We start from the raw sequence: 23,091 nt of genomic DNA, 5'->3' as shown, positions 1-23,091 counted from the left end.
TGGACGACGTCGCCAGGCGCCACAGGCCCACCCGGGCCGCGGCGCCGACGCATACCGGCCACAGCGCGTGGTCCACACGATGCGGGCGACCCCCTGTCCCCGACGCAAGAGGTTCTCCGTGTCCGTCTCCTTCATCCGCCGCATCGCTTCCCCGAAGAAGGCTCTCAGCACCGCCGCCGTGGCCGCCGCCGCTGCCGGTCTGGCGCTGAGCGCGGCGCCCGCCCAGGCGGCCACCCCCGCCACGGCCTCCTCCGCTCAGGCGATCGCGCACAAGATGATCCCGGACGCCGCGCAGTTCAACGCGTTCAGCAAGATCGTCTCGCGCGAGAGTGGCTGGAACCCCTCCGCCACCAACAAGTCCTCCGGCGCCTACGGCCTGGTCCAGGCCCTGCCGGGTTCGAAGATGGCCTCGGCCGGTGCCGACTGGAAGACCAACCCGGCCACCCAGATCAAGTGGGGCCTGGACTACATGAACTCCCGCTACGGCAGCCCCGTGAAGGCCTGGAGCTTCTGGCAGGCCAACGGCTGGTACTGAGCCGGCCGACGCTGTGCCCCACCGCCGCTGAACCAGCGCGCGCTCCGGGCAGGGCCGCCCGGTACGACCCCTGACGGTCGACGGCCCCACACGAGCACCCGCACCCTCGCCCCGCGTCCGGCGAGGGTGCGCGCGCATGCCCGGGCACTGCCGCCCGGCAGACCCCGGCCCACCCCGACCCGGCTGCCGCCCCCGGCCTCCCCCTCAACACGGCTGCCGACGACCGGACTTGCGCCTTCCCCGCGCCGCATCCGGGAGCGTGCACGGAGACACGCTCCACCCGGAGATCCTGGATTTCCCCGCGCGCGTGGTGGAGTTGTCCCCATGACGACGCCGCAGCCGACGACCGCACCGGACCCGCCGGACCCGGAGGCGCACGGGCTGCGGCTGGTGGTCGTGCTGCTCGCGCTGACCGTGGTGAGCGGCCTGATCGACGCCGTGAGCTACCTGGGCCTCGGCCGGGTCTTCACGGCCAACATGACGGGCAACGTGGTCGTGCTGGGCTTCGCGGCGGCCGGCGCCCCCGGGTTCTCCGTCCCCCACACCGCCACCTCACTGGTCTGCTTCCTGCTGGGCGCGACGGTGGGCGGCCGGGTGGCGGCCCGCCTCGGCAGGGGCTCCCGCCGCAGGTGGGCGCGGCTGACGCTGGCGGCCGAGGCCGCCCTGGTGGGCGCCTCGGCGGCGGCGGCCTTCGTGTGGCCGGGCGACACCGGCACGGTCTACGCCCTCATCGCCCTCACGGCCTTCGCGATGGGCCTGCGCAACGCGACGGTCCGCAAACTGGGCGTCCCCGACCTGACGACCACCGTCCTGACGATGACGCTGACCGGCCTGGCGGCCGAGTCCCGTCTCGGGGACGGCACCGGGCACCGCTCCCCGCGCCGCACCGCCTCCGTGGTCGCGATGCTCGTCGGCGCGGGCCTCGGCGCATGGCTGGTCCTGCACCACGGCCTGGGCATCCCGCTGCTGCTCGCGGCGGTGGTCTCCGGGGTGCTGGCGGTGACGGCGTCCGGACGGGAGTGAGCGGGCGAACCCCGGGGGAGGCAGGAACCGGGGCGTAGGGGTGCTCCTGCCTCCCTCGGGGTGCGCCGGTGGCGCGGGTCAGCCGGTCGTGACCCGGAGTTCCTTGACGCCGTTGATCCAGGCCGAGCGCAGCCGGCGCGGGGCCTCGGCGAGGGTCAGGCCCGGCATGGCGTCGGCGATCGCGTGGAAGATCAGGTCGATCTCCAGGACGGCGAGGGACTTGCCGAGGCAGTAGTGGGGGCCGCCACCGCCGAAGCCCAGATGGGGGTTGGGGTCGCGGGTGATGTCGAAGGCGTCGGGGTCGCTGAAGACCTCCGGGTCGTGGTTGGCGGAGGCGTAGAAGAGGCCCACCCGGTCGCCCTTGCGCAGCTGCACACCGCCCAGTTCCGTGTCCTGGGTGACGGTGCGCTGGAAGGAGTTGACCGGGGTCGCCCAGCGCACGATCTCCTCGGCGGTGGTCGCCGGGCGCTCGCGCTTGAAGAGGTCCCACTGGCCGGGGTGGGTGAGGAAGGCGTGCATGCCGTGCGTGATGGCGTTGCGGGTGGTCTCGTTGCCCGCGACCGCCAGCATCAGCACGAAGAAGCCGAACTCGTCGGAGTTCAGGTTGCCCTCGTCCTCCGCCGCCACCAGGGTCGTGACGATGTCCCGGGCCGGGCACCGCTTGCGCTCGGCGGCCATGTTCATCGCGTAGGCGATGATCTCGGCGGCCGACTGCGCGCCGACCTCCTCCGTGATCGCGTACTCGGGGTCGTCGTAGGCGATCATCCGGTTCGACCAGTCGAAGATCTTGGACCGGTCCTCCTGGGGCACGCCGATCAGCTCGGCGATGGCCTGCAGGGGCAGTTCGCAGGCGACCTCGGTGACGAAGTCGAAGGGCCCCGAGCGGGCGCGGGCCGCGGCGACGATCCCCTGCGCGCGGGCCCGGAGCCGCTCCTCCAGGGCGCGGATGGACCGCGGTGTGAAACCGCGCTGCACGATTTGGCGCACACGGGTGTGTTCCGGAGGGTCCATGTTGAGCAGGATCAGACGTTGGGCGTCGATCGCGTCGCGTTCGATGTGCTCGTTGAAGCGGATGATCGCGGTGTTGAGGGAGGAGGAGAAGAGTTCCGGATGCGTGGAGACGTACCTGACGTCCGCGTGCCGGGTGACGGCCCAGTACCCGTCGTCGGCGAACCCGGCGATCCCGTGCGGCTGCGGGATCCAGCGGACCGGCTCGGTGCGGCGCAGCTCGGCGAACTCCGGGAGGGGCACGCGGTGGTGCAGCAGGTCGGGGTCGGTGAGGTCGAACCCGTCGGGCAGCGCTGGGTAGTGCATCGGCGACTCCAGCCATCTGACGGAGCATCAGCGAGTGCCGTGAACGTAATAACCGGTTCTACAACTGGCAAGAGGCACAGCACCCCCAATCGGTGCGGAATTCGTGCAGATCGCGACTTCGGCGCCTGCAAGACCCTTGCGGTGATGGACGTCACGTCAGCAGACTGCACCACAGAACTAGAACGCGTACTAGTTCTGGAGGAGAGCCTCGGAGAGGATCCGCACCCATGGCCGCCGAACCCGTGATCGTCGAAGCCGTACGGACCCCCATCGGCAAGCGCGGCGGCGCGCTCGCCAACCTGCACCCCGCCTACCTCTTGGGCGAGACCTACCGTGAACTCCTCGGCCGCACCGGCATCCCCGCCGACGCGGTCGAGCAGATCGTCGGCGGCACGGTGACCCACGCCGGCGAGCAGTCCATGAACCCCGCGCGCACCGCCTGGCTGACCATGGGCCTGCCGTACGAGACGGCCGCGACGACGGTCGACTGCCAGTGCGGTTCCTCCCAGCAGGCCTCGCACATGGTGGCCAACATGGTCGCCGGGGGCGTGATCGACGTCGGGATCAGCTGCGGCGTCGAGGCCATGTCCCGGGTGCCGCTGGGCTCCGGCTCCAAGCACGGCCCCGGCAAGCCGTTCCCGGACGAGTGGAACGTCGACCTGCCCAACCAGTTCGAGGCCGCCGAGCGGATCGCCCGGCACCGGGGACTGACCCGTCAGGACGTGGACGCGCTCGGCCTGCGCTCCCAGGAGCGGGCGGCCCTCGCGTGGGCCGAGGAGCGCTTCAAGCGGGAGACGTTCGCCGTGCAGGTCCCCACCACCGAGGAGGAGCAGCACGCCGGGCAGGGCATGTGGCGGCTGGTCGACAAGGACGAGGGCCTGCGCGACACGACCGCGGAGGCGCTGGCCGGCCTGAAGCCGGTGATGCCGAAGGCGGTGCACACCGCGGGCAACTCCTCCCAGATCTCCGACGGCGCGGCGGCGATCATGTGGGCGTCCAAGCGGATGGCCCGCGCGCTGAAGCTGAGGCCGCGGGCGCGGATCGTCGCCCAGGCGCTGGTGGGCGCCGACCCGCACTTCCATCTGGACGGCCCGATCGACGCGACCAAGGCCGTGCTCGGCAAGGCCGGCATGTCCCTGAAGGACATCGACCTCGTGGAGATCAACGAGGCCTTCGCGTCGGTCGTGCTGAGCTGGGCCCAGGTCTTCGAGCAGGACCTGGACAAGGTCAACGTCAACGGCGGCGCGATCGCGCTGGGGCACCCCGTCGGCGCGACCGGCGCCCGCCTGATCACCTCCGCGCTGCACGAACTGGAGCGCGCGGACAAGGAGTTCGCCCTGATCACGATGTGCGCGGGCGGCGGACTGGCCACCGGCACGATCATCCAGCGGCTGTAGCCGCCCAGTCCACGAAGCCGGAGAACGCGGCGGGGCCGAGCGTGAGGACCGGTCCCGCCGGGTTCTTGGAGTCCCGCACGGCGACGTTGGCGCAAGGGATGTCGGCGATCTCTACGCAGTTGCCGGTGTAGTCACTGCTGTAGGACGACTTTCGCCAGGCGAGTGGGCCGAGGGGCGCGCACTCGACACAATCACCGCCCTGGTCGCCGCTGTAGCTGGACTTACGCCAGTTGCTCTCCATAGCGGTCCTCCATCACCCGTCGGATCAGCCCCGCCGAGTCCTTGATCGAGAGCGCGGCGGCTCGAAGATGATCGTAACGGAGCGAGCAGTCTTTGACTGTGTCCGGGTTCGCGGTCGGATGTCCGCTGCTGTATCCCTCCGTGTAGACGATGCTCGGGTCGCCGGCGAAGCGATAGATGTTGAATGAGCCCTGTAGTCCCGGGTGTTCACCTGCCTCGTACGGCAGAATCTGCACGTTGATCCGTGCGTCCTCCTCGAAGGACAACAGGTGAACCAGTTGCTCGCGCATCGTCTCCCGACCGCCGATCTCCTGATGCAGTGCGGCCTCGCTGAGCACCATCCAGAAGACCGGCGGCTCCCTCTTCTCGAAGATGCGCTGACGAGCCAGCCGAGCGGCGGCGCGATCCCCGAGTCTGTCCTGGCCCAGAACTCCGAGTGCGGCTCCTACGTAGGACGGGGACTGGAGTAGTCCGTGGACCACATGCGTCTGGAACGTACAGATTTCCACCGCCCCCGCCTCCAGTTCCGCCACCTCCCTGAACCAGGACGGAAGTTGGCTGCGAAGCACCAGGTCGACCAGCCGTGACAGCAACCCGCCCGTGCCCAGCGCCGCGTCCACCCGCTCGCTGAACTCCGGCGTCGGTACCTTCCTGGCCGTCTCGATCTGGCCGACCAGCGACCCCGTGTAGTTGATGATGTCCCCGAGCTGCCGCTGTGTCAGGCCGGCCGCCTCCCGGTGGCGGCGGAGTTCGAAGCCGTAGTAGTCGAGCGGTGAGGCGCCCGGGTCGAGGGTGTTGATGTGGGCCACGGTCGGTCCCCTCTCAGGCAACTCGGTCCACAGCGGGACCCGTTGTATTCGTCCCGTAGCCCAGCGTAGTGACACCAGGTCAGCCTCGTACCGTGAACCTCAACATTCCCCACACCCCCCAGTACCGCATGCACCTCGTCGTCGCCGAGCACTCGGTGGGCCACATCCGCCGCGTCGTCGGCTCGCTGCTGCGCGAGTGGGAACTGACCGAGCTGGCCTTCGCCGTGGAGCTGGGCGTGAGCGAGCTGGTCACCAATGTCGTACGGCACGTCCCGGACCGCCGCTGCACGGTGGTGCTGGCCCGGCGGGCGGCCGGGGTCCGGGCCGAGGTGACCGACGGCGCGGCCCAACTCCCCTGCCCCCGAGGCGAGGTCGGGGACGACTCGGAGAGCGGGCGGGGGCTCGCGCTGCTCGACGCCGTGGTCGACAAGTGGGGCGTGTCACCGGGCGCCGGGGGCGGCAAGACGGTCTGGTTCGAGTGCGGGGCCGGCTAGTCGGGTGCCGTGCTCAGCGCGATGCTTCTGCCGGCCATCGTCGCGAGTGACTTGGCGCGCGCGACGAAGGTCTCCGGGTCGTCCATCCTCGCCGTCACCCCGGGTGGGTAGATCTCGGCGTCCACGTGGGCGGGGAGAGCGTCGCGCAACGCGGTCAGGACGGCCGAGCGGTCGGGTTCCGGGAGGTCCCCGACGAACACGTGGCCGGACGCGGCACCCGCGACGAGGTCACGCCTGACCCGCTCGTCCGTCACCTGGCGCAGGATGAACGCGGCCACGTCGTCGAAGAGCGCGGACGTGGCGAACCAGGTGAGGTTCTCCCCCGAGCCGCCCGAGGGCAGCGACACGAGCTTCGTCATGGCTTCCCCTCCTGCACGGCGAGCGGGAGGGCGGCCTCCTCGCGGGCCGCCTGCGCCGTCACGAGCCGGGCCCGCGGCCCCTGGAACAGGTACGACAGCCCGAAGCCCGCGCTCACCACGGCCGCGCCGCCGACGGCGTCGAGGACCCAGTGGTTGCCGGTGGCGATGATCGCCGAGACGGTGAAGAGGGGGTGCAGGAGGCCGAGGGTCTTCATCCACCACTTCGGGGCGATGACCGCGATGACCACGCCGCACCACAGGGCCCAGCCGAAGTGCAGGGAGGGCATGGCCGCGTACTGGTTGGTGAGCGCGGTCAGGGTGCCGTAGTCCGGCTTGGAGAAGTCCTGGACGCCGTGGACGGTGTCGATGATGCCGAGGGTGGGCATCAGGCGCGGCGGCGCCAGCGGGAAGAGCCAGAAGCCGATCAGGGCGAGGAAGGTGGCGAAGCCGAGGGAGGCGCGGGCCCAGCGGTAGTCGACCGGGCGGCGCCAGTAGAGGACGCCGAGGACCGTCAGCGGGACGACGAAGTGGAAGGACTCGTAGTAGAAACCGAAGAAGTCCCGCAGCCAGTCGATCTTCGCCACCGCGTGGTTGACCGCGTGCTCGATGTCGATGTGCAGGAAGCGTTCGGTGTCGAGGACGATCCGGCCGTGGTGCTCGGCGGTGAGCCGGCCCTTGGAGTTGCTGCCGCCGGTCGCGGCCAGCCGGACCTGGGAGTAGGCCGCGTACACGACCCGTATGAGCAGCAGTTCGAGCAGCAGGTTCGGGCGGCTGAGGACCCGGCGGAGGAAGGGCAGCAGGGGGACGCGGCGGAAGCGGGCGGGGACCGCGGGGGCGTACTCGGCCGGGACCGGGACCTGGTAGTGCGGCGAGGTGCGGGACAGGAAGGGGACGGCCGTGGCGGCGGCCAGGGCCGCGAGCAGCACCAGGTTGTCCCGCAGCGGGTACACCACCGGCATGTTCGGCAGCATCATCTTCGCGGGCAGGGAGGTCACCAGGACCACCGCGACCGGCCAGACGTAGCGGTCCGAGGCCCGCCTGCCGACCCGGCCGACCACCGCGAGCAGCAGCCACAGCAGCTGGTGCTGCCAGGTGGTGGGCGACACGGCCACGGCGGCGCAGCCGGTGATCGCGACGGCGAGCAGGAGCTGTCCGTCGTGCGCGTAGCGGACGGCGCGGCGCAGGGCGAGGACGGTGACGGCGGCGCCCAGCAGGAAGAAGACGGCTATCTCCAGGGGGCCGGTCAGGTCCGTGCGGAGCAGCGCGCCGTGCAGCGACTGGTTGCCGAGGGCGTCGGCGTTGCCGCCGAGGCCCACACCGGCCATGTGGTGCACCCAGTAGGTGTAGGAGTCGTGCGGCAGCGCCGCCCAGGCGAGCGCGGTGCAGGCGGCGAAGGTGCCCGTCGTGGTGAGGGCGGCGCGGCGGCGGCCGGTGAACCACAGCAGCGGGGCGAAGAGCAGCACGGTGGGCTGGAGGGTCGCGGCCAGGCCTATGCACAGGCCGCTGGCCCGCTCCCCGCGCACGGTGAAGCAGCCGACCAGCACCAGCAGGACCGGGATGATGCTGGTCTGGCCGAGCCACAGGGTGTTGCGCACGGGCAGCGACAGCATGAGCAGGCTGATCGCGACCGGCGCGGCCAGCAGGGAGGTGCGGCGGCTGACCGGCTGGGGCAGCGCCCGGGCGGCGACCAGCCCGAGGGCGACGACGAGCAGGAGGGTGCCGAAGGTCCAGCCCCAGCCGAGCGCCTGCTGGGCGGAGCTGGTGAGGGGTTTGAGGACCAGGCCGGCGAAGGGGGTGCCGGTGAACCGGGTCGAGTCGTAGAGCGAGCCCTTCACATGCAGCACGCCGTGCGGGCCGACCCAGGTCTCCAGGTCGGTGAGCCGTTCCCCGCTAGGGGTGCTGAGGACGACGGCCACCTGCCGGATCGCGAGGACCGCCGCCACCGCCCAGAGCCCGAGCCGGGCCGCGCGCAGGCGTCCTCCCGCTCCCCTGGCCCCGAAGGCATCCGCCGGTCGCCCGCTGTGCTCAACGTTCGCCACGCCTGGTCGGCCTCCCGCCCCGTCCGCCCGGGCGTGATCCGCACCGGGCTCCCTCCCCACAAACCCTAAGAGGCTCGCAGACCCCCGGAGAGGGACGCAGGCAACCGTGGATTTACCTGACGTCCGCTCTCCTTTTGTCCGGAAGACGATAGTGCGAGGGGGGTCCGGTTGCCCCCGGCGGGCGCGAGAAGCATCACAGCACGGGACAGGATTGCCGCTGCCCGAACGGGCAGACGTACCTGCATACGCGCCCTTTAGCTGCACTATGCATCGATGTGTGTGCGGGACGTGACCGGCACGGAACTGCCTATGGTCGGTTTTCGGCCCGTCGCACGTCATCGCCGCCGTCCGGGCCGTGTCCTGTCCCCGTCGAAAGGTAGGTGAGCCCCGTTTTGGCCAGCGCCACTGCCGTCACCCCGTATCCGAAGAGCCGACGGGCCGCGAAGGCCCGCGACGTCACCGTCACCGATCCCGCCCTCGTCCGGCGGGCCGTCACGGCGGCCGCGCTCGGCAACGCCATGGAGTGGTTCGACTTCGGTGTCTACAGCTACATCGCGGTCACCCTGGGCAAGGTCTTCTTCCCGTCGGGCAACCCGACCGCGCAGTTGCTGTCGACATTCGGCGCCTTCGCGGCGGCGTTCGTGGTCCGCCCGATCGGCGGCATGGTCTTCGGACCGCTCGGTGACCGCATCGGCCGCCAGAAGGTCCTGGCCGTCACCATGATCATGATGGCCGTCGGCACCTTCGCGATCGGCCTGATCCCGTCGTACGCCTCGATCGGCGTCGGCGCCCCGCTGCTCCTGCTGGCCGCCCGGCTGGTGCAGGGCTTCTCCACCGGCGGCGAGTACGCCGGCGCGACCACGTTCATCGCCGAGTACGCCCCCGACAAGAAGCGCGGCTTCCTCGGCAGCTGGCTGGAGTTCGGCACGCTCGCCGGCTACGTCGGCGGCGCGGGCCTGGTGACCCTGATGACGGCGCTGCTGTCCTCCGGCGACCTCCTGTCCTGGGGCTGGCGGATCCCGTTCCTGATCGCGGGCCCGATGGGCGTGATCGGCCTCTACCTGCGGATGCGCCTGGAGGAGACCCCGGCGTTCGCGGCCGAGGTCGAGAAGGCGGAGGCCGCCCGCCCGAAGGTCCCGCTGCGCGACATGGTGGGGGCCCAGTGGAAGGCGCTGCTGGTCTGCATGGGCCTGGTGCTGGTCTACAACGTCACCGACTACATGCTGCTGTCGTACATGCCGAGCTACCTGACCAGTGAGCTCAAGTACGACGAGACGCACGGCCTGCTGGTGGTGCTCGGCGTGATGGCCCTGATGATGATCGTGCAGCCCTTCGCCGGCCTGCTGAGCGACCGCATCGGCCTGCGCCCGATGATCGCGGCCGGCTGCGCGGGCTTCCTGCTGCTGTCGGTGCCGGCCCTGCTGCTGATCCGCGAGTCGAGCCTGCTCGCCGTCGCGCTCGGCATGGGTGCCCTCGGCCTGCTGCTGGTCTGCTTCACGGCCGCCATGCCGGCCGCGCTGCCCGCGCTCTTCCCGACCCGGGTCCGCTACGGGTCCCTGTCGATCGGCTTCAACGTGTCGGTGTCCCTCTTCGGCGGCACGACCCCGCTGGTGGTCACCGCGCTGATCGGGCTGACCGGAAACATGATGATGCCCGCCTACTACATGATGGCCGCGGCCGTCATCGGCGGCTTCGCGGTCTGGCGCATGGCCGAGTCCGCCGGCCGCCCGCTCCCCGGCTCGGCCCCGGCGGTCGAGCAGGGCTAGGGCCTCCGGGCTCGCGGCCGTCCCCCGGCCGCGGGCCCGTCGTGCCCTTTCGCGCAGTTCCCCGCGCCCCTTCGGGCCGCACCGCACCGGAACCGTTCCCGCATCGGCGCCGTCTGTTGCCCTGACACCGGCGACACGGGGGACGGTTCATGCGCAAGCTGCACGCCACACGCGTACTCGGGGTCGTGCTCACCCTGCTCGGCATCCAGCTGGCCTGGCTCGTCGCCCCCGCGTACGCCTGCGGCTGCGGCGCCATGGTGACCGACCCCGCCTCCCGGCTGGCCGTCGCCGCCGAGCAGTCGATCCTGCGCTGGGACGGCCGCCAGGAGCAGATCGTGATGCGCCTGACCGTCGACGGCGACGCCGACCAGGCGGCCTGGATCATGCCGGTGCCGCACCGCGCGACCGTCCGCCTCGGCGACCCGGCCCTCTTCGACCAGCTGCGGTCCGCCGTCGCCCCGGTGCACCGCACCCGGTACCACTTCTGGCCGAGGAGCGGCGACTGGCCCTTCGCCGGATCCGGCGACACCGTCGGCGCCCCGCCCCCCGCGGGCGCCGTCGGCGTGGTCGGCCGGCAGCGGCTCGGCCCGTTCGACGTGGCCCGGCTGACCGCCACCGACCCGGCCGCCCTGGAGAACTGGCTGCACGCCCACGGCTTCTCCCTTCCGTCCCGGCTGCGCACCGCCCTCGCGCCGTACGTCGAGCAGCACTGGGAGTACGTGGCCGTACGCCTCGCCCCGGACACCAGGGGCACCGCGCTGCACGGCGCCCTCGACCCGCTCCACCTCACCTTCGCCGCCGACCGCGCCGTCTACCCCATGCGCCTGTCCCGGCTGGCCCGCACCCCGCAGTCGCTCGGTCTGTACGTGCTCGCCGCGCACCGCATGGAGACGCGCACGGCGATCGGCGGCATGCCGCCGCAGACGGTCTTCGCGGGCCGCCTCGGCACCCGGCACGACGCCCTGGGCGCGCTGGCCCACGGCACCCCGTACCTGACGGCCCTCACCCAGCAGTTCCCGGAGCCGGGCCGGATCTTTGGCGACCACGAGCTGCGCCGGGCCGCCGCGGACACGCCGGTGCGGCAGGTGATCTACGACGACGAGCTGCGCGAGGTCGCCGGGATCCCGGCCTGGCTGCTGACCGCCGGGGGCGCACTGGTCGCCGCCGGAGCCGTCGCCGTGCTCGCCGGGCGCCGCTCACGGCGGCCGGTGACTCCCCCGCCGCCGGTGCAAACGCCGCCGATCTCCCCCTCCGCGCCGCCCGGCTGAGGGATGATCGAGGAGCGCAGGCCATGGGGCATTGAGGCAGACACTCGGGAAAGGCAGCAGGCGCATGAGCGGGTCGCAGCTCTGGGACGACGTCGACGACTACTTCATCAGCCAACTCTCGCCCGACGACGAGTCGTTGCGGGCGGCCCTGACGGACAACGAGGCCGCCGGGCTGCCGCCCATCGGGGTCACCGCCGCGCAGGGCAAGCTCCTCCAGCTGCTCGCGCAGGTACAGGGCGCGCAGCACATCCTGGAGATCGGCACGCTGGGCGGGTACAGCACCATCTGGCTGGCCCGTGCCCTGCCGGAGGACGGCAGGCTGATCTCGCTGGAGTACAGCGCCAAGCACGCCGAGGTGGCCACCCGCAACCTGGCCCGCGCGGGCCTGGACCGGATCGCGGAGGTGCGGGTGGGCCCGGCCCTGGAGTCGCTGCCCAAGCTGGCCGACGAGAACCCGGCCCCCTTCGACCTGGTCTTCATCGACGCCGACAAGGCCAACAACGGGCACTACGTGGAGTGGGCGCTGCGGCTCACCCGGGCGGGCAGCCTGATCGTCGTGGACAACGTGGTGCGCGGCGGGCGGGTCACCGAGGCGGACAGCACCGAGCCGGACGTGGTCGGCACCCGTGCCGCGATCGAGCTGATCGCGTCGCACCCCAGGCTGACCGGCACGGCGATCCAGACGGTCGGCCAGAAGGGCCACGACGGTTTCGCGCTGGCCCGGGTGCTGGGCTGAACGGTCCCAGGGGCCGCCTCAGGCCTCGTGGTAGAAGCCGACGTTGACGCTGCGCGGCGCGGTGCGGTCCTGGACGACGATCTCCCCGGCCCCGCCGTACGGCAGCGCCACGGTCGCGCCGTAGGCGAGGGGCTGCGCGTACTCCCCGACCGTCAGCCGCACCTCGGAGGCGGGGTCGGCCTGCGAGCCGCGCAGCCAGGTCAGGTGCCAGCCGCCGTCGGGCGCGCAGCGGAACTCCAGGTGGACGCGGGAGATGAACAGCCAGTCCTCGGGGGTGACCAGCCGGCACAGGGACGCGTCCCGGCCGACCATCAGCGTGGCGCCCGGCTCGCTCGGCGCGTCCGCCATCGTCATGCCGGCGGTGGCGCCCGCGTCGGCACCGGAGACGGTGGCCATGGTGAGTTCGAGCACGTGCGTTCCCCCTGAGAACATGCTGCGCGGCCGGCGGTCTGCCGTACGTCCCGCCGCCGAATGATAAAACGCCCGGCGGGGCCGCGTCCGGCACAATGGGGCTCATGACCGAGCGAAAGCCACCGGGCGTGTCGTTCGAGTCCTGGGTCGACAAGCAGATCCGGGAGGCGCAGGCACGCGGGGAGTTCGAGCGGCTGCCGGGGGCGGGCGAGCCGCTGCCCGCCGACCTCGACCACACCTATGACGAACTGTGGTGGGTCAAGCGGAAGATGGCGCGCGAGGGGCTGGCGGTGCTGCCCCCCGCGCTGGCCCTGCGCAAGGAGGCCGAGGACGCCCTGACGGCGGCGTACGCGGCACCCTCCGAGCGGATGGCCCGGAAGATCATCGAGGACGTCAACGTCAGGATCCGCGACATGATGTTCAAGCCGCCGCCGGGTCCTCCGCTGGGGAAGAAGCCGTACGACGTCGAGGAGGTCGTACGGGAGTGGCGGCGGCTCAGGACGGGGGCGTCAGATGTGTAGCAGGCGTCCGGCCAGTTCCCGGTAGTCGCGCAGGGCGAGCCGCAGCTGCTCGGTGTCGGTCGCGGCACCCGTTCCCCGGGACTCGGTGCCCTCCCAGGACATGCGCAGGGTGCGGCGGCGCCGGGTCACGGCCTCGGTGAAGCGCGCGGCGATCTCCTCCAGCGCCCGGTCGGCCTCCTCGACGGCGCCCCTGGGCTCGTCCACGAACCCGGCGGTCACCTGACGTATGCGCTGCTCCCAGCGGTCGGTCTCGTCGTGCGCCAGCAGCGGGGCGCCGGTTCCGGAGGGCGCTTCGCCCATCTCACCGACGGCACCGGACCGGCTGGACGGGGCCGCCGGCCAGGCGTCCGCGCCCCTCGCCTCGGTGCTGCCCGCCTCGCGACCGGTCACGTTTTCGGGCGAGGGTGCGCCCAGTCCGTCCTCCGGCATCGGGTCCTCCGCCGCCAGGGCGTTCCCGCCCGGGGCGGACGTGCCGAGGTCCCGCTCGCCGCCCGCCCCCGTCGACGTCTCCCGCACGCCGGCGCGCCCGTCCGGGCCGGTGCCGGCGCGCCCCTGCTCGGGGTAGGTGTCCTGGGCGCCGAGGTCCTCGGTCCCGGGGCGCAGGCCCTCCGTGCCGTGCTGCCGGTCCGTGTCCCGGGGCGCGCGGTCGTCCGCCGTCAGCCCTTCCGCGCCGGGGCCCACGGTGCCGGGCAGCCGGCGCACCCGCGCCTGCGGGGCTTCCTCGCCGGGCGCGTCCGGTGACGTGGCCGCCCCCGGCTCGCCCGGCAGCCGCTCGCCCGGTGTGGGCCGCCTGCCCCTCCGCTCCTCGGAGACGGTGTCCGGGGCCCACTCGTCGTCCGGCGGGGGTGCGAAGCGCCCGGTGGGGCGCCGCTCGCCGCCGGAGCCGGTCGTCCTGTCCGACATGACGCTCAACTCTCCTTCGGTCGGCCCTTGTTCAGGGACCACTGGGGGTGGGAGCGCTCGTGGGAGCCGGCGCCGGAGGACGCCCGGTGGCGGCCCGTCGGGGAGCTGGTGTCGGTCAGCTCGTCGAAGAGGGCGTGCGCCCCGACGAGGGCGGTGCGCATCTCCTCGGTGCCGGCGCCGGACTCGCTCAGGGTGCCGCTCGCCCCGGCCCGGGCGACCCGGTGCACCTGCCGGTAGCCGTCGACGTGGTCGGCGTGGTGCACGGACAGGGCGGCGAGCTGCTCCTCGTAGCGCCCGCCGTCGGGGTAGCCGCGGACCGCGGCGAGTTCCGCGAGCAGCTGGTCGGCCTCGGTCACCGCCTGCCGCGGGGACTCCACGAAGTGTTCCTGGACGGTGGTCCAGCGCTCGGCGTAGCGGTCGCGGTCCGCCCGGTCCAGGGGCCGTTCCCGCAGGTCGCCGTGGCGCTCCAGGCGTTCGCCCAGCTCCCGCTCGGCGGCCTTGGTGTCCCCGTCGTGCACGGCCACGGTCCGTTCGTACTCCGGCCCGAAGCGCCGCTTCAGGCTCGAGCCACCGCGGTGGCCGAGCAGGATGGCGGCGGCCGCGCCGAGGACCACGACCGCCACGATCACGATCAACAGAATGATCAAGCCTGTGGACATGGTTGCCTTCCGATCGGACCGGCCGCACCGGCCGGTTCTCCGGTTCTCCGTTCGGGTGACCCGGAAACCCGTCCACAAACGGCCGTCAGTCCGCGAAGCGGCGCAGCCCGGTCACCGACCACACCGTGGCGATGCGCCCGTCCACCACCTCGAACAGGTCGATGCCGCTCCTGCACACACCGCCCGGTGCGGTGACGTACCAGCCGCACGCGACCCGGGCCGCCGGGACGTCCACCAGCGGCGTGGCGTCGGCGGTGTACCGCAGCCCCTGGTACCTCTCGCGGAAGGCCCGGACGTAGTCGGTGATCCCGTCGGGGCCGTGGATCCCGTCCGTGGCCGCGTTCAGCGGGTCGTTGCCGAAGCGGATGCGGAAGCCGGGCGCGAGGAACGTCTCCGGGTCGGTGAGGTCGCCGTTCCACAGGGCGGTCCAGCGGTCGAAGAGGGCGACGCCGGTCGCCGTGGTGAGGGTGCCGTTCGTCAGGGATGCCGAGGTCATGGCCGTGCCTTTCGGAGAGGTCCGGTGGGAACGGGCACCAGCCTGCGCCCCTTCGGCGACAACCCTGTGTCGGTGTTCGCCGTCACATTCACAGCTCGTCCAGCGGCACCAGGTCCGAGCCGAAGGTGTCCAGCGCGGCCAGGTCGACGGTGCGCCGCGGGGCCCGCTCGGCGAGGGCCGTGACCGCGCGGACGCGGTCGAGGCGGAAGCCGCGCGCCGCGTCCCGCAGCCGGCACCAGGCGATCAGGTACCAGTGCTCGTCGCCGCCGAGGAAGCCGAGCGGTTCCACGTCCCGCGCGGTGGCCCGGCCCGCCGCGTCGGCGTACTCCAGGCGCAGCACCCGGCCGGCCGTCAGCGCCTCGCGCAGGGCGGCGGGCACCGGCGGTCCGGCGGGCCGCGCCGGGCGGGCCGCCGGGACGAGCAGCCGCACCCGCCCGGCCAGTTCGCCCGCCGCCCGCCGCTCCCTCGCGGGCATCACGGCCAGCACCTTGTGCAGTGCGCTGCGCGCGTCCGCCGCGAACGGCGTCCCGTCAAGGGTGTGCAGTGCAACGGCGAGGGCGGTTGCCTCGGCCGGGGTGACGGACAGCGGCGGCAGGGTGCGGTCCCGGTCGAGGACGTAGCCGCCGGTGCGGCCGGGCTCCGCGTGGATCGGCACCCCGGACTGCTGGAGCGCGGCCAGGTCCCGCTCGATGGTGCGGACACTGACCTCGAAGCGGCGGGCGAGGGTACGGGCGCTGCGGGGGCGGGGAGCCGCGGCGCGCAGCTCCTCGACGAGGGCGTAGAGACGGTCGGTGCGGTTCACGACGACCAGTGTCCGGTGATCCGCGCCCGGAAGTATTCGGTTGCGGCGGGTCCGCGGCCGCGGCCGACAATGACCGGCATGACGTGGACGATCAGCCCGGAGCCGTACGACTCGCCGGCCGCCGCCGCGCTGTGGCGGGCCTACTACACCGAGGTCAGCGACCGCTGGTACCTGCTGCACGAGGGGCACCGCACCGATCCGGACGAGCTGGAGCGGGAGGTCGCCGCCACCACGGGCGCCGAACTTGCTCCTCCTGCCGGTGAGTTGCTGGTCGGCCGGTACGCCGGGGAGCCGGCCGGCTGCGCGGGTGTGCGGCTGCTGGACGCGGACACGGCCGAGCTGACACGGGTGTTCGTGGCGGAGGGGATGCGCGGCCGGGGCGGCGCCGCGCTGCTCGTCCGCGCCGCCGAGGAGGCCGCCGTGGCCCTCGGTGCCCGGCGGCTGGTCCTGGACACCCGCGGCGACCTGGTCGAGGCCCGCGCCCTGTACGCCCGCCTCGGCTACACCGAGACCGCCCCGCACAACACCGACCGGTACGCCGAGCACTGGTTCCGCAAGGAGCTGGCCGCGGTCAGCCCAGCCGGGCCGCCGTCCCGTTGTGCGGCCGCTCCCGCTCCGATCCGCACATCTCACCGGTCAACTCCTTGACCAGTTGCATCAGATCGGTGGACCGGCCGGGCTGCCACCAGTCGCCGAGCAGCTCGGCGAGCGACTCCTCGCGGGCCCGGGCGAGCCGCTCGGCGACCTCGCGGCCCGACTCGGTCAGATACAGGTCCAGGCCCCGGCGTTCGGCCAGGCGCCGCTCCTCGACCTGGCGGGCGGCGGCGAGGACGGCCTCCAGCGGGACGGGGCTGCGCTCGGCGAGCACGCCCGGCTCGACGGAGCCGTACCTGCGGATGCGTAGCAGTACCCAGCTGGCGGCGGGCAGCAGGTCGTACCCGGCCCGCCGGGTGATCTCCACGTAGATCTCCCGGCGCCCCTCGCGGGTGCCGAGCAGGGACAGGGCGCGGCAGACCTCGTCGTAGGAGGAGCGCTCCACCGGGTTGGGCGCGATGGTCTCGGAGACGTCCGGCGCGGTGACCGAGCCGCGCAGCGGGTCCTCCTTCAGGAACCAGGCCAGCACGAAGCCGAGCAGGGCGACCGGGGCGGCGTAGAGGAAGACGTCCGTGATGGACGAGGCGTAGGCGTGCAGGGCGGCCGGGCGCAGGGCCGGGGGCAGGGCGGCTATGCCCCGCGGGTCGGACTTCAGCGCGTTCGCGCTGGCGCCGGGCGGCAGGTGCACGCCCCGGAAGGCGGCGACCAGGTTGTCGCCGAGCCGGCTCGCGAAGACCGTGCCGAAGATGGCGACGCCGAAGGAGGCGCCGATGGAGCGGAAGAAGGTGGCGCCCGAGGTGGCGACGCCCAGGTCCTCGTAGGAGACGGCGTTCTGCACGATGAGCACCAGGACCTGCATGACCAGGCCGAGGCCCAGGCCGAAGACGAAGAAGTAGACGCTCATCTCGGCGGTCGAGCTGTGCTCGTCGAGCCGGTGCAGGAGCAGCAGGCCGATGGTGGTGACGGCGGTGCCCGTGACGGGGAAGATCTTCCAGCGGCCGGTGCGGCTGACGATCTGCCCGGAGATCGTGGAGGACAGCAGCAGGCCGACCACCATCGGCAGCATGTGCACCCCCGACAGCGTCGGCGAGATGCCGTGCACGACCTGGAGGAAGGTCGGCAGGTAGGTCATCGCGCCGAACATGGCGAAGCCGACGATGAAGCTGATGACGGCGGCCAGGCTGAAGGTGCGGATGCCGAACAGCTTCAGCGGCAGGACCGGTTCGGCGGCCCGCCGCTCGACGGCGACGAACGCCACGGCGAGCACGACGCCCAGCACGACGAGCCCGATGATCTGGGCCGAGCCCCACGCCCAGGTCGTGCCGCCGAGGGAGGCGACCAGCACGAGGCAGGTGGCGACCGCGGCGATCAGGAACGTGCCGAGGTAGTCGATGACGTGGCGGGAGGTGCGGCGCGGGATGTGCAGCGCGGTGGCGATCACGGCGAGCGCGACGATGCCCACGGGCAGGTTGACGTAGAACACCCAGCGCCAGCTCAGGTGCTCGGTGAACACCCCGCCGAGCAGCGGCCCGAGCACACTGGTCGCGCCGAACACCGCGCCGAACAGGCCCTGGTAGCGGCCGCGTTCACGGGGCGGCACGATGTCGCCGACGATCGCCATCGACAGCACCATCAGCCCGCCGCCGCCGAGGCCCTGCAGCGCCCGGAAACCGATCAGCTCGGGCATGTTCTGTGCCATGCCGCACAGCGCCGAGCCGATCAGGAAGATCACGATGGCGGTCTGGAACAGCCGCTTGCGCCCGTACTGGTCGCCCAGCTTGCCCCACAGCGGGGTCGCGGCGGTCGAGGCCAGCAGATAGGCGGTGACCACCCAGGACAGGTGCTCCAGCCCGCCGAGGTCGCTGACGATGGTGGGCAGCGCGGTCGACACGATGGTCTGGTCGAGGGCGGCGAGCAGGAGCCCGAGGAGCAGGGCGCCGATCGAGACGAACACGTTGCCGGGGACGTGCTCGGCGGCCCTCATCTCCTTCTCCGTGCCGTGGGTGTCCAGGGCCATGGAGACCTCCCGGGGCTCGACTCGGTTGGACCAGTTCCATCCTGGTCGGTGTCACCACTTATGGCCTGTTGAGTCCTGCGGATGTGAAGGAGTTCCGCATAGTCTCTGAAACTTCCGAGGGGAGGGTGGCGAACGTGAACGGGGAGCAGTCCACCGCGTGCCCGCAGTGCGGTACGCCGAGGACCACGGACCACACACCGTCGTGCGACTGCGCCGAGCGCGCCTCCGAGGCCCTGCGCGAAGCCCGCACGGCCGAGGCAGCAGCGGCAGAGGACTTCGACCCCCTGCGAATCCGGCCTTACGTCGACGTGGGGGCCGGAGAGGGGGAGCGGGAGGGGGGAGAGCGGGGTCCGACGGGGGCGGGGGCGGGCGCTGACGCCGAGGGCGGTGCGGCGGCTGTTCCCCGAGGGGCGGGTGCAAAGGCTCAGGTCGAGGGCGACGCGGAGGCTACCAGCCGGGTGCCGAGTGGGGACGCCGGGGCCGAGGGCGGTGCGGAGGCTGCTCCCCGGGGGCCCGATGGGGGCGCCGGGGCCGAGGGTGATGCAGCGGGGGCTCGCTCGGGGCCGAGTGAGGACGCCCGCACCGACGCGACCCGCCCGATACCGACCGGAGACACCGGCGCAGGAGAGACGCGCCCAGTATCGACCGTGGCGCCCGGGGGCCGTGCCGCTGGGAGTCAGCCGGCAAAGGTCGCGGCGGCCCTGGACGAGGGGGTGGAGGCCGAGGGCGCGCCGCGGGGGGCCGGGGGAACGCGGTTCCGGCGCCGCTCCGGGCGCGCGGCCCTGCTGGCGGCCGGGGGCGCGGGCGTGGCGGTCGTGGCCGCGGCCGGGTTCGCGCTGGTGTCGTACCACGCGCCCGCCCGGGACGGCGCGGCCCAGGAGGTCCGGGTGGGTGTCCCGAACGTCAGCTCACCGGCTGCGGCGTCCCCGAAGACACCCGGCGGCCCCACCGCGTCGCGTCCGGCCGTACCCCCGCCCGCTCCGTCGCCCACCCCGACCCCGTCGGCCTCGCCGTCGCCGAGCCCCTCGCCGTCCCCCGACGCCTCGCGCCCGGCCCCCTCTCCGTCCGTCACGCTCACCGCCGCCCCGCGCGCCACCCCCGCCGCGGCGCCGGTGCTCCGACGCGGCGACTCCGGCCCGGAGGTCGCCGAACTCCAGTACCGCCTGTGGCAGTTGAACCTCTACGTCGGCCAGACGGACGGCGTCTTCACCCGCTCCGTGGAGAACGCCGTGAGCACCTACCAACTGGCCCGCGGCATCCAGGGCGACCCCCTCGGCGTCTACGGCCCGGCCACCCGGGCAGCCCTGGAGTCGGAGACCACGGGCCCGTGAGCCCCGGCCGGGTGTCAAGGGGCCCCGCCCGCACCCCCGCGCTGCCCGCCGTCAGGCGATGCGCAGGCGCAGGGTGCCGTCCGGCAGGGCCCCGACACGGACCCGGGTGAGGTCCGGAACGGTCACGTCGGGACCGTGGACGGCGGCACGGGGCCCGACCCCGACCACGGTCATGCCCGCGGCGCGCCCCGCGGCGATGCCCGCGCCGGAGTCCTCGAAGACGACGCAGTCGGCCGGGTCGGCGCCGAGTTCGGCGGCGCCCTTGAGGAACCCCTCGGGGTCGGGCTTGCTCGCCCCGACCGACTCGGCGGTGACCCGGACCTCGGGCAGCGGCAGCCCCGCCGCGGCCATGCGCACGGTGGACAGGGCGACGTCCGCGGAGGTCACCAGGGCGTGCGGCAGCCCGCGCAGGGACGCGAGGAAGCCGGCCGCGCCGGGGACCTCGACCACACCGTCGGTGTCGGCGGTCTCCTCCGCGAGCATGCGCGCGTTGTCGGCGAGGTTCTGCTCCATGGGCCGGCCGGGCAGCAGCACGGCCATGGAGGCGTGCCCCTGACGGCCGTGGACGACCTGCATCACCTCGTCGCCGTCCAGCCCCTGCCGCTCGGCCCAGCGCCGCCAGATGCGCTCGACCACGGCATCGGAGTTGACGAGGGTGCCGTCCATGTCGAGCAGGAGGGCGCGGGCGGTCAGGACGGTGGGTGTGACGGTGGCCGTCATCGGCAGCTCCAAGGCGCGGGAGAGGGGTCGTACGGGCGGTCCCTGGAGGCCCCCCGAGGTCTCAGGGAGGGACAAGGCGGCCCCGCCCGCCGGTCAGGGAGAACGGGCGGGAGCCACTTTGTTCCTCCACGGTACAAAACCGTACGGCGTTCCCGCCACCGCCCCCGGCGAGCGTTCATCCGGCGTTCAGCTCAGCCCGCGACCGACTCCCACAGGCTCCACACGCCGAGCGCCACCATCAGCAGCGCCGCGATCTGCGTGATCAGCCGCAGCGGCACCCGCTTCATCAGGGCCTTTCCGCCCACGATGCCGAGCCCTGCGACCGCCCACAGACCGAGCAGCGCGCCGAGGCCGACGGAGAGCGGGTCGTCGTAACGGGCGGCGAGGTTGGCGGTCATGATCTGGGTCAGGTCACCGAACTCGGCGACCAGGATGAGCATGAAGCCGGTCCCCGCGACCCTCCAGAAGGACTGGTCGGCGGGCTTCTTGATCTCTTCCTCCTCCTCGCCCTTGTGGAACAGCAGCATCGCCGCGCCGGCGAGGAAGAGGACACCGGTGACGGCGTGCACGAGCCGCTGGGGCAGCAGGGTCAGCACGCTGCCCGCGGCCACGGCGAGCACGACATGCACCAGGAAGGCGGCGGCGACGCCCGCGAAGACGTAACCGGCGCGGTAGCGGGTGCCGAGGACGAGACCGGCGAGCGCGGTCTTGTCCGGCAGTTCGGCGAGGAAGATGACGCCGAAGACGAGCGCCGTCACGGTGATGCTGATCAAGATCCCTCAATCGGTCGGGGCCGCCCCACCGAGAGTGCGATACATCGCGCGATGACACCTCGGCACGGCAGCACACTTCGCCCCCGCGCCTGAGGGGCACGGGCGTGCACTGCTTGCCGAAGGTCTCGCTGGGCGGCCCTGACGGGTCCGCCTCCGGGCGCCGGCTCAGGCTGGCTGAGCAGTATGTCGACGGTCCGGCGAAGAGCTACTCCCCTTCTGCGCCCCCCATAGTACGGGACGCAAAAGTCGCGCCCCGAACCTTGCCGTGACATGAACACGTCACTAGCTTCTTACCGGGCGCTCGCTTCCCGGCAACGCGGCCCCGCGAGCATTCCCTCGTTCCCACCGAACACCCCGACCCCCGCAACCGAGTTCGAGTGCCAAGGCTCTACGCGCGTCGAGCAGGGAGCCTACCCGCCGCCGCAGAAGGCCGGAAGCCGACACTCATCTGTCATGGCCATGACTCCCCAGGAGACCCCTCATGCGCTCCATCACCCGCACGTCCGCCGCCACCGCGTCCGCCCTCTCCCTGACGATCAGCGGTCTCATCCTCGGCGTCAGCGCCGGCACCGCGCAGGCCAGCACCTGCTCCCAGGCCCGCCTGCCGCTGCCCGACTCGTCCTGCACCCCCGGCGCGTACAACCCGGACGTCACGCAGTCCACCATCGGCTCCACCATCTGCGTCTCCGGGTGGACCAGCACGGTCCGGCCCTCCACCAGCTACACCAACGCCCTCAAGGCCCAGGGCATCACCGACTACGGCTACTCGGACACCAACATGTCCGACTACGAGGAGGACCACCTCGTGCCCCTGGAACTCGGTGGCGCCCCGAAGGCCACGACGAACCTCTGGCCCGAGCCGCGCTACGGCAGCTCGACGGCCACCTCGAAGGACGGCGTCGAGACCAAGCTCAAGAACGCCGTGTGCGACGGCCGGGTCACCCTGTCCGCCGCCCGCTCCGCCATCAAGACCAACTGGACCACCGCGCTGAAGGTCACCGGCATCGGCTGACACCGGGGCACCCGCACGCGGCCGGCCGACTCAGGCCGGCCGCCGCCGCATGAGGAAACCGGCCACCGCACCCGCCGCGAACAGCGCGCCCACCGACACCGCCGTCGCCAGCCAGGTCGCGCCCAGCCACCGGGCGCCGTAATAGCCGAGGGCCACGCTGTAGGCGGCCCAGGACAGACCGGCCAGCGCGGACCAGGGAAGGAAGTCACGGGCCCTGCGGTGGGCCGCGCCCGCGCAGAAGGAGACCACGGAGCGGCCGGCGGGGGCGAAGCGAGCCAGCACGACAAGGGCGCCGCCACCCCGGGCCAGGGCCTCGCCGAGACGTTCCTGCGCGGTGGTCAGCCGCCGGGAACGGGCTATCGCCCGGTCCAGCCGCTCCCCGCCCCGCCAGGCCAGACGGTAGGCCACCAGATCGCCGAGGACCGAGGCGGTCGCCGCGGAGAGGATCAGGACCAGGATGTCCGGCACGTTGTGCGGCACCCGGCCGGTCGCCGCGCCCGATCCCGCCGCGGCGGCCGTACCGGCGGCGATGACGAGCACACCGCTCGGCAGCACCGGCACGAACACGTCGAGCAGCACGGACAGGGCCACCACGGCATAGATCCAGGGCCCGGCCGCCAGCGACCCCACGCTCTCCAACACGACAACTCCCGTCAGTCCCCCGTTGACAGCCGTACAGCGTACGCCGGGCCTGTGACAGCGGGTGCCCTGGGGGCTCCGGGGACCCAGGGGACCACAGGGGGACGACAGGGGGGTGACAGGAGGAGGACAGGGGCACGACGACCGCACGAAGTGGACGGCACGACGACCGTAGGGACTGCACGACGCGGACGGCGCAAGGCCCGCACGCATGGCACGAAGCGCTCGGCACG

Annotated in this window: 25 protein-coding genes; 11 read left to right on the top strand and 14 right to left on the bottom strand. The window is 72.7% G+C overall.

All coding sequences use genetic code 11. The features are described from left to right. Window positions 1-118: 118 nt before the first annotated feature. Together ACZ7FF_RS02045 and ACZ7FF_RS02040 are read left to right on the top strand one after the other, a co-directional pair. Window positions 119-535: an aggregation-promoting factor C-terminal-like domain-containing protein gene (locus ACZ7FF_RS02045; RefSeq protein ID WP_470808683.1), complete on the top strand. Its 417-nt coding sequence runs from the start codon at window positions 119-121 to the stop codon at window positions 533-535. A 324-nt stretch (window positions 536-859) separates the two neighbouring features. Next, entirely contained in the window at window positions 860-1,558 is a 699-nt protein-coding gene (locus tag ACZ7FF_RS02040) for a YoaK family protein (RefSeq protein WP_470808681.1), read from the top strand. Between the two features lie 78 nt (window positions 1,559-1,636). Here the strand turns inward: ACZ7FF_RS02040 and ACZ7FF_RS02035 are convergent, their stop codons facing one another. Next, window positions 1,637-2,872 carry a cytochrome P450 gene (locus ACZ7FF_RS02035; protein ID WP_470808679.1) on the bottom strand — a complete coding sequence of 412 codons (1,236 nt, stop codon included), beginning with the start codon at window positions 2,870-2,872 and terminating at the stop codon, window positions 1,637-1,639. Between the two features lie 227 nt (window positions 2,873-3,099). Between ACZ7FF_RS02035 and ACZ7FF_RS02030 the strand changes: the two genes are divergently transcribed. Continuing rightward, entirely contained in the window at window positions 3,100-4,269 is a 1,170-nt protein-coding gene (locus tag ACZ7FF_RS02030; protein ID WP_470808677.1) for a steroid 3-ketoacyl-CoA thiolase, read from the top strand. Here the strand turns inward: ACZ7FF_RS02030 and ACZ7FF_RS02025 are convergent. Continuing rightward, window positions 4,253-4,510 carry a DUF397 domain-containing protein gene (locus ACZ7FF_RS02025; protein WP_470808676.1) on the bottom strand — a complete coding sequence of 86 codons (258 nt, stop codon included), beginning with the start codon at window positions 4,508-4,510 and terminating at the stop codon, window positions 4,253-4,255. The genes ACZ7FF_RS02030 and ACZ7FF_RS02025 overlap by 17 nt on opposite strands. Continuing rightward, window positions 4,491-5,318, bottom strand: a complete 828-nt coding sequence (locus tag ACZ7FF_RS02020) for a helix-turn-helix domain-containing protein (protein WP_470808674.1) — start codon at window positions 5,316-5,318, stop codon at window positions 4,491-4,493. The genes ACZ7FF_RS02025 and ACZ7FF_RS02020 overlap by 20 nt, the downstream gene beginning before the upstream one ends. A gap of 128 nt (window positions 5,319-5,446) precedes the next feature. Between ACZ7FF_RS02020 and ACZ7FF_RS02015 the strand changes: the two genes are divergently transcribed. Next, window positions 5,447-5,812, top strand: coding sequence for an ATP-binding protein (locus ACZ7FF_RS02015; RefSeq protein WP_470809566.1), 366 nt, complete (start codon window positions 5,447-5,449; stop codon window positions 5,810-5,812). On the opposite strand, the gene ACZ7FF_RS02010 is transcribed toward ACZ7FF_RS02015, so the two are convergent. Further along, the gene (locus tag ACZ7FF_RS02010; protein ID WP_470808672.1) at window positions 5,809-6,171 is read right to left on the bottom strand and encodes a hypothetical protein; all 363 of its coding nucleotides are present in this window, start codon (window positions 6,169-6,171) and stop codon (window positions 5,809-5,811) included. The genes ACZ7FF_RS02015 and ACZ7FF_RS02010 overlap by 4 nt on opposite strands. After that, entirely contained in the window at window positions 6,168-8,210 is a 2,043-nt protein-coding gene (locus ACZ7FF_RS02005) for a bifunctional glycosyltransferase 87/phosphatase PAP2 family protein (RefSeq protein WP_470808670.1), read from the bottom strand. The genes ACZ7FF_RS02010 and ACZ7FF_RS02005 overlap by 4 nt, the downstream gene beginning before the upstream one ends. Window positions 8,211-8,602: 392 nt before the next feature. Between ACZ7FF_RS02005 and proP the strand changes: the two genes are divergently transcribed. The 3 genes from proP (at window position 8,603) to ACZ7FF_RS01990 (ending at window position 11,980) form a co-directional block, all read left to right on the top strand. Continuing rightward, window positions 8,603-9,976, top strand: a complete 1,374-nt coding sequence (proP, locus tag ACZ7FF_RS02000) for a glycine betaine/L-proline transporter ProP (protein ID WP_470808669.1) — start codon at window positions 8,603-8,605, stop codon at window positions 9,974-9,976. A gap of 149 nt (window positions 9,977-10,125) precedes the next feature. Then, a complete protein-coding gene (locus tag ACZ7FF_RS01995) occupies window positions 10,126-11,244 on the top strand; it encodes a DUF2330 domain-containing protein (RefSeq protein WP_470808667.1) in 1,119 nt (372 codons plus the stop codon). Between the two features lie 64 nt (window positions 11,245-11,308). After that, window positions 11,309-11,980: an O-methyltransferase gene (locus ACZ7FF_RS01990; protein ID WP_470808666.1), complete on the top strand. Its 672-nt coding sequence runs from the start codon at window positions 11,309-11,311 to the stop codon at window positions 11,978-11,980. An 18-nt stretch (window positions 11,981-11,998) separates the two neighbouring features. Here ACZ7FF_RS01990 and ACZ7FF_RS01985 read toward each other — a convergent pair whose 3' ends face one another. After that, a complete protein-coding gene (locus tag ACZ7FF_RS01985) occupies window positions 11,999-12,391 on the bottom strand; it encodes an FHA domain-containing protein (RefSeq protein WP_470808665.1) in 393 nt (130 codons plus the stop codon). A 104-nt stretch (window positions 12,392-12,495) separates the two neighbouring features. Between ACZ7FF_RS01985 and ACZ7FF_RS01980 the strand changes: the two genes are divergently transcribed. Continuing rightward, window positions 12,496-12,912 (top strand): DnaJ family domain-containing protein, encoded by a 417-nt coding sequence (locus tag ACZ7FF_RS01980; RefSeq protein ID WP_470808663.1) that lies wholly within the window; start codon window positions 12,496-12,498, stop codon window positions 12,910-12,912. Here ACZ7FF_RS01980 and ACZ7FF_RS01975 read toward each other — a convergent pair. The 4 genes from ACZ7FF_RS01975 to ACZ7FF_RS01960 all read right to left on the bottom strand — a co-directional run bounded on the left by ACZ7FF_RS01975 (window position 12,901) and on the right by ACZ7FF_RS01960 (window position 15,772). Continuing rightward, the gene (locus ACZ7FF_RS01975; protein ID WP_470808661.1) at window positions 12,901-13,815 is read right to left on the bottom strand and encodes a hypothetical protein; all 915 of its coding nucleotides are present in this window, start codon (window positions 13,813-13,815) and stop codon (window positions 12,901-12,903) included. The genes ACZ7FF_RS01980 and ACZ7FF_RS01975 overlap by 12 nt on opposite strands. A 5-nt stretch (window positions 13,816-13,820) precedes the next feature. Continuing rightward, a complete protein-coding gene (locus ACZ7FF_RS01970) occupies window positions 13,821-14,474 on the bottom strand; it encodes a hypothetical protein (protein WP_470808660.1) in 654 nt (217 codons plus the stop codon). A gap of 85 nt (window positions 14,475-14,559) precedes the next feature. After that, window positions 14,560-14,970 carry a nuclear transport factor 2 family protein gene (locus tag ACZ7FF_RS01965; RefSeq protein WP_470808658.1) on the bottom strand — a complete coding sequence of 137 codons (411 nt, stop codon included), beginning with the start codon at window positions 14,968-14,970 and terminating at the stop codon, window positions 14,560-14,562. Between the two features lie 88 nt (window positions 14,971-15,058). After that, window positions 15,059-15,772 (bottom strand): helix-turn-helix transcriptional regulator, encoded by a 714-nt coding sequence (locus ACZ7FF_RS01960; RefSeq protein WP_470808657.1) that lies wholly within the window; start codon window positions 15,770-15,772, stop codon window positions 15,059-15,061. A 69-nt stretch (window positions 15,773-15,841) separates the two neighbouring features. On the opposite strand from ACZ7FF_RS01960, the gene ACZ7FF_RS01955 reads away from it, so the two are divergent. Next, window positions 15,842-16,420: a GNAT family N-acetyltransferase gene (locus ACZ7FF_RS01955; RefSeq protein WP_470808655.1), complete on the top strand. Its 579-nt coding sequence runs from the start codon at window positions 15,842-15,844 to the stop codon at window positions 16,418-16,420. On the opposite strand, the gene ACZ7FF_RS01950 is transcribed toward ACZ7FF_RS01955, so the two are convergent. Next, window positions 16,344-18,383 carry a DHA2 family efflux MFS transporter permease subunit gene (locus ACZ7FF_RS01950; RefSeq protein WP_470808654.1) on the bottom strand — a complete coding sequence of 680 codons (2,040 nt, stop codon included), beginning with the start codon at window positions 18,381-18,383 and terminating at the stop codon, window positions 16,344-16,346. The two genes, ACZ7FF_RS01955 and ACZ7FF_RS01950, sit on opposite strands and share 77 nt — an antisense overlap. 647 nt (window positions 18,384-19,030) lie before the next feature. Here ACZ7FF_RS01950 and ACZ7FF_RS01945 point away from each other — a divergent pair. Beyond that, window positions 19,031-19,714, top strand: coding sequence for a peptidoglycan-binding domain-containing protein (locus ACZ7FF_RS01945; RefSeq protein ID WP_470808653.1), 684 nt, complete (start codon window positions 19,031-19,033; stop codon window positions 19,712-19,714). 51 nt (window positions 19,715-19,765) lie between these two features. Here the strand turns inward: ACZ7FF_RS01945 and ACZ7FF_RS01940 are convergent, their stop codons facing one another. Beyond that, window positions 19,766-20,434, bottom strand: a complete 669-nt coding sequence (locus ACZ7FF_RS01940) for an HAD-IA family hydrolase (protein ID WP_470808651.1) — start codon at window positions 20,432-20,434, stop codon at window positions 19,766-19,768. Between the two features lie 191 nt (window positions 20,435-20,625). After that, window positions 20,626-21,207 carry a TMEM165/GDT1 family protein gene (locus tag ACZ7FF_RS01935; RefSeq protein ID WP_470808649.1) on the bottom strand — a complete coding sequence of 194 codons (582 nt, stop codon included), beginning with the start codon at window positions 21,205-21,207 and terminating at the stop codon, window positions 20,626-20,628. Between the two features lie 481 nt (window positions 21,208-21,688). Between ACZ7FF_RS01935 and ACZ7FF_RS01930 the strand changes: the two genes are divergently transcribed. Beyond that, window positions 21,689-22,219, top strand: a complete 531-nt coding sequence (locus ACZ7FF_RS01930) for a hypothetical protein (RefSeq protein WP_470808648.1) — start codon at window positions 21,689-21,691, stop codon at window positions 22,217-22,219. 30 nt (window positions 22,220-22,249) lie between these two features. Here ACZ7FF_RS01930 and ACZ7FF_RS01925 read toward each other — a convergent pair whose 3' ends face one another. Then, a complete protein-coding gene (locus tag ACZ7FF_RS01925) occupies window positions 22,250-22,861 on the bottom strand; it encodes a DedA family protein (protein WP_470808647.1) in 612 nt (203 codons plus the stop codon). Window positions 22,862-23,091: the final 230 nt, after the last annotated feature.

The sequence above is a fragment of the Streptomyces sp. NPDC037126 genome (assembly GCF_055605965.1).
Note: the sequence above shows the minus strand (reverse complement) of the source record. Positions and strands in the feature narration are given on the sequence as shown.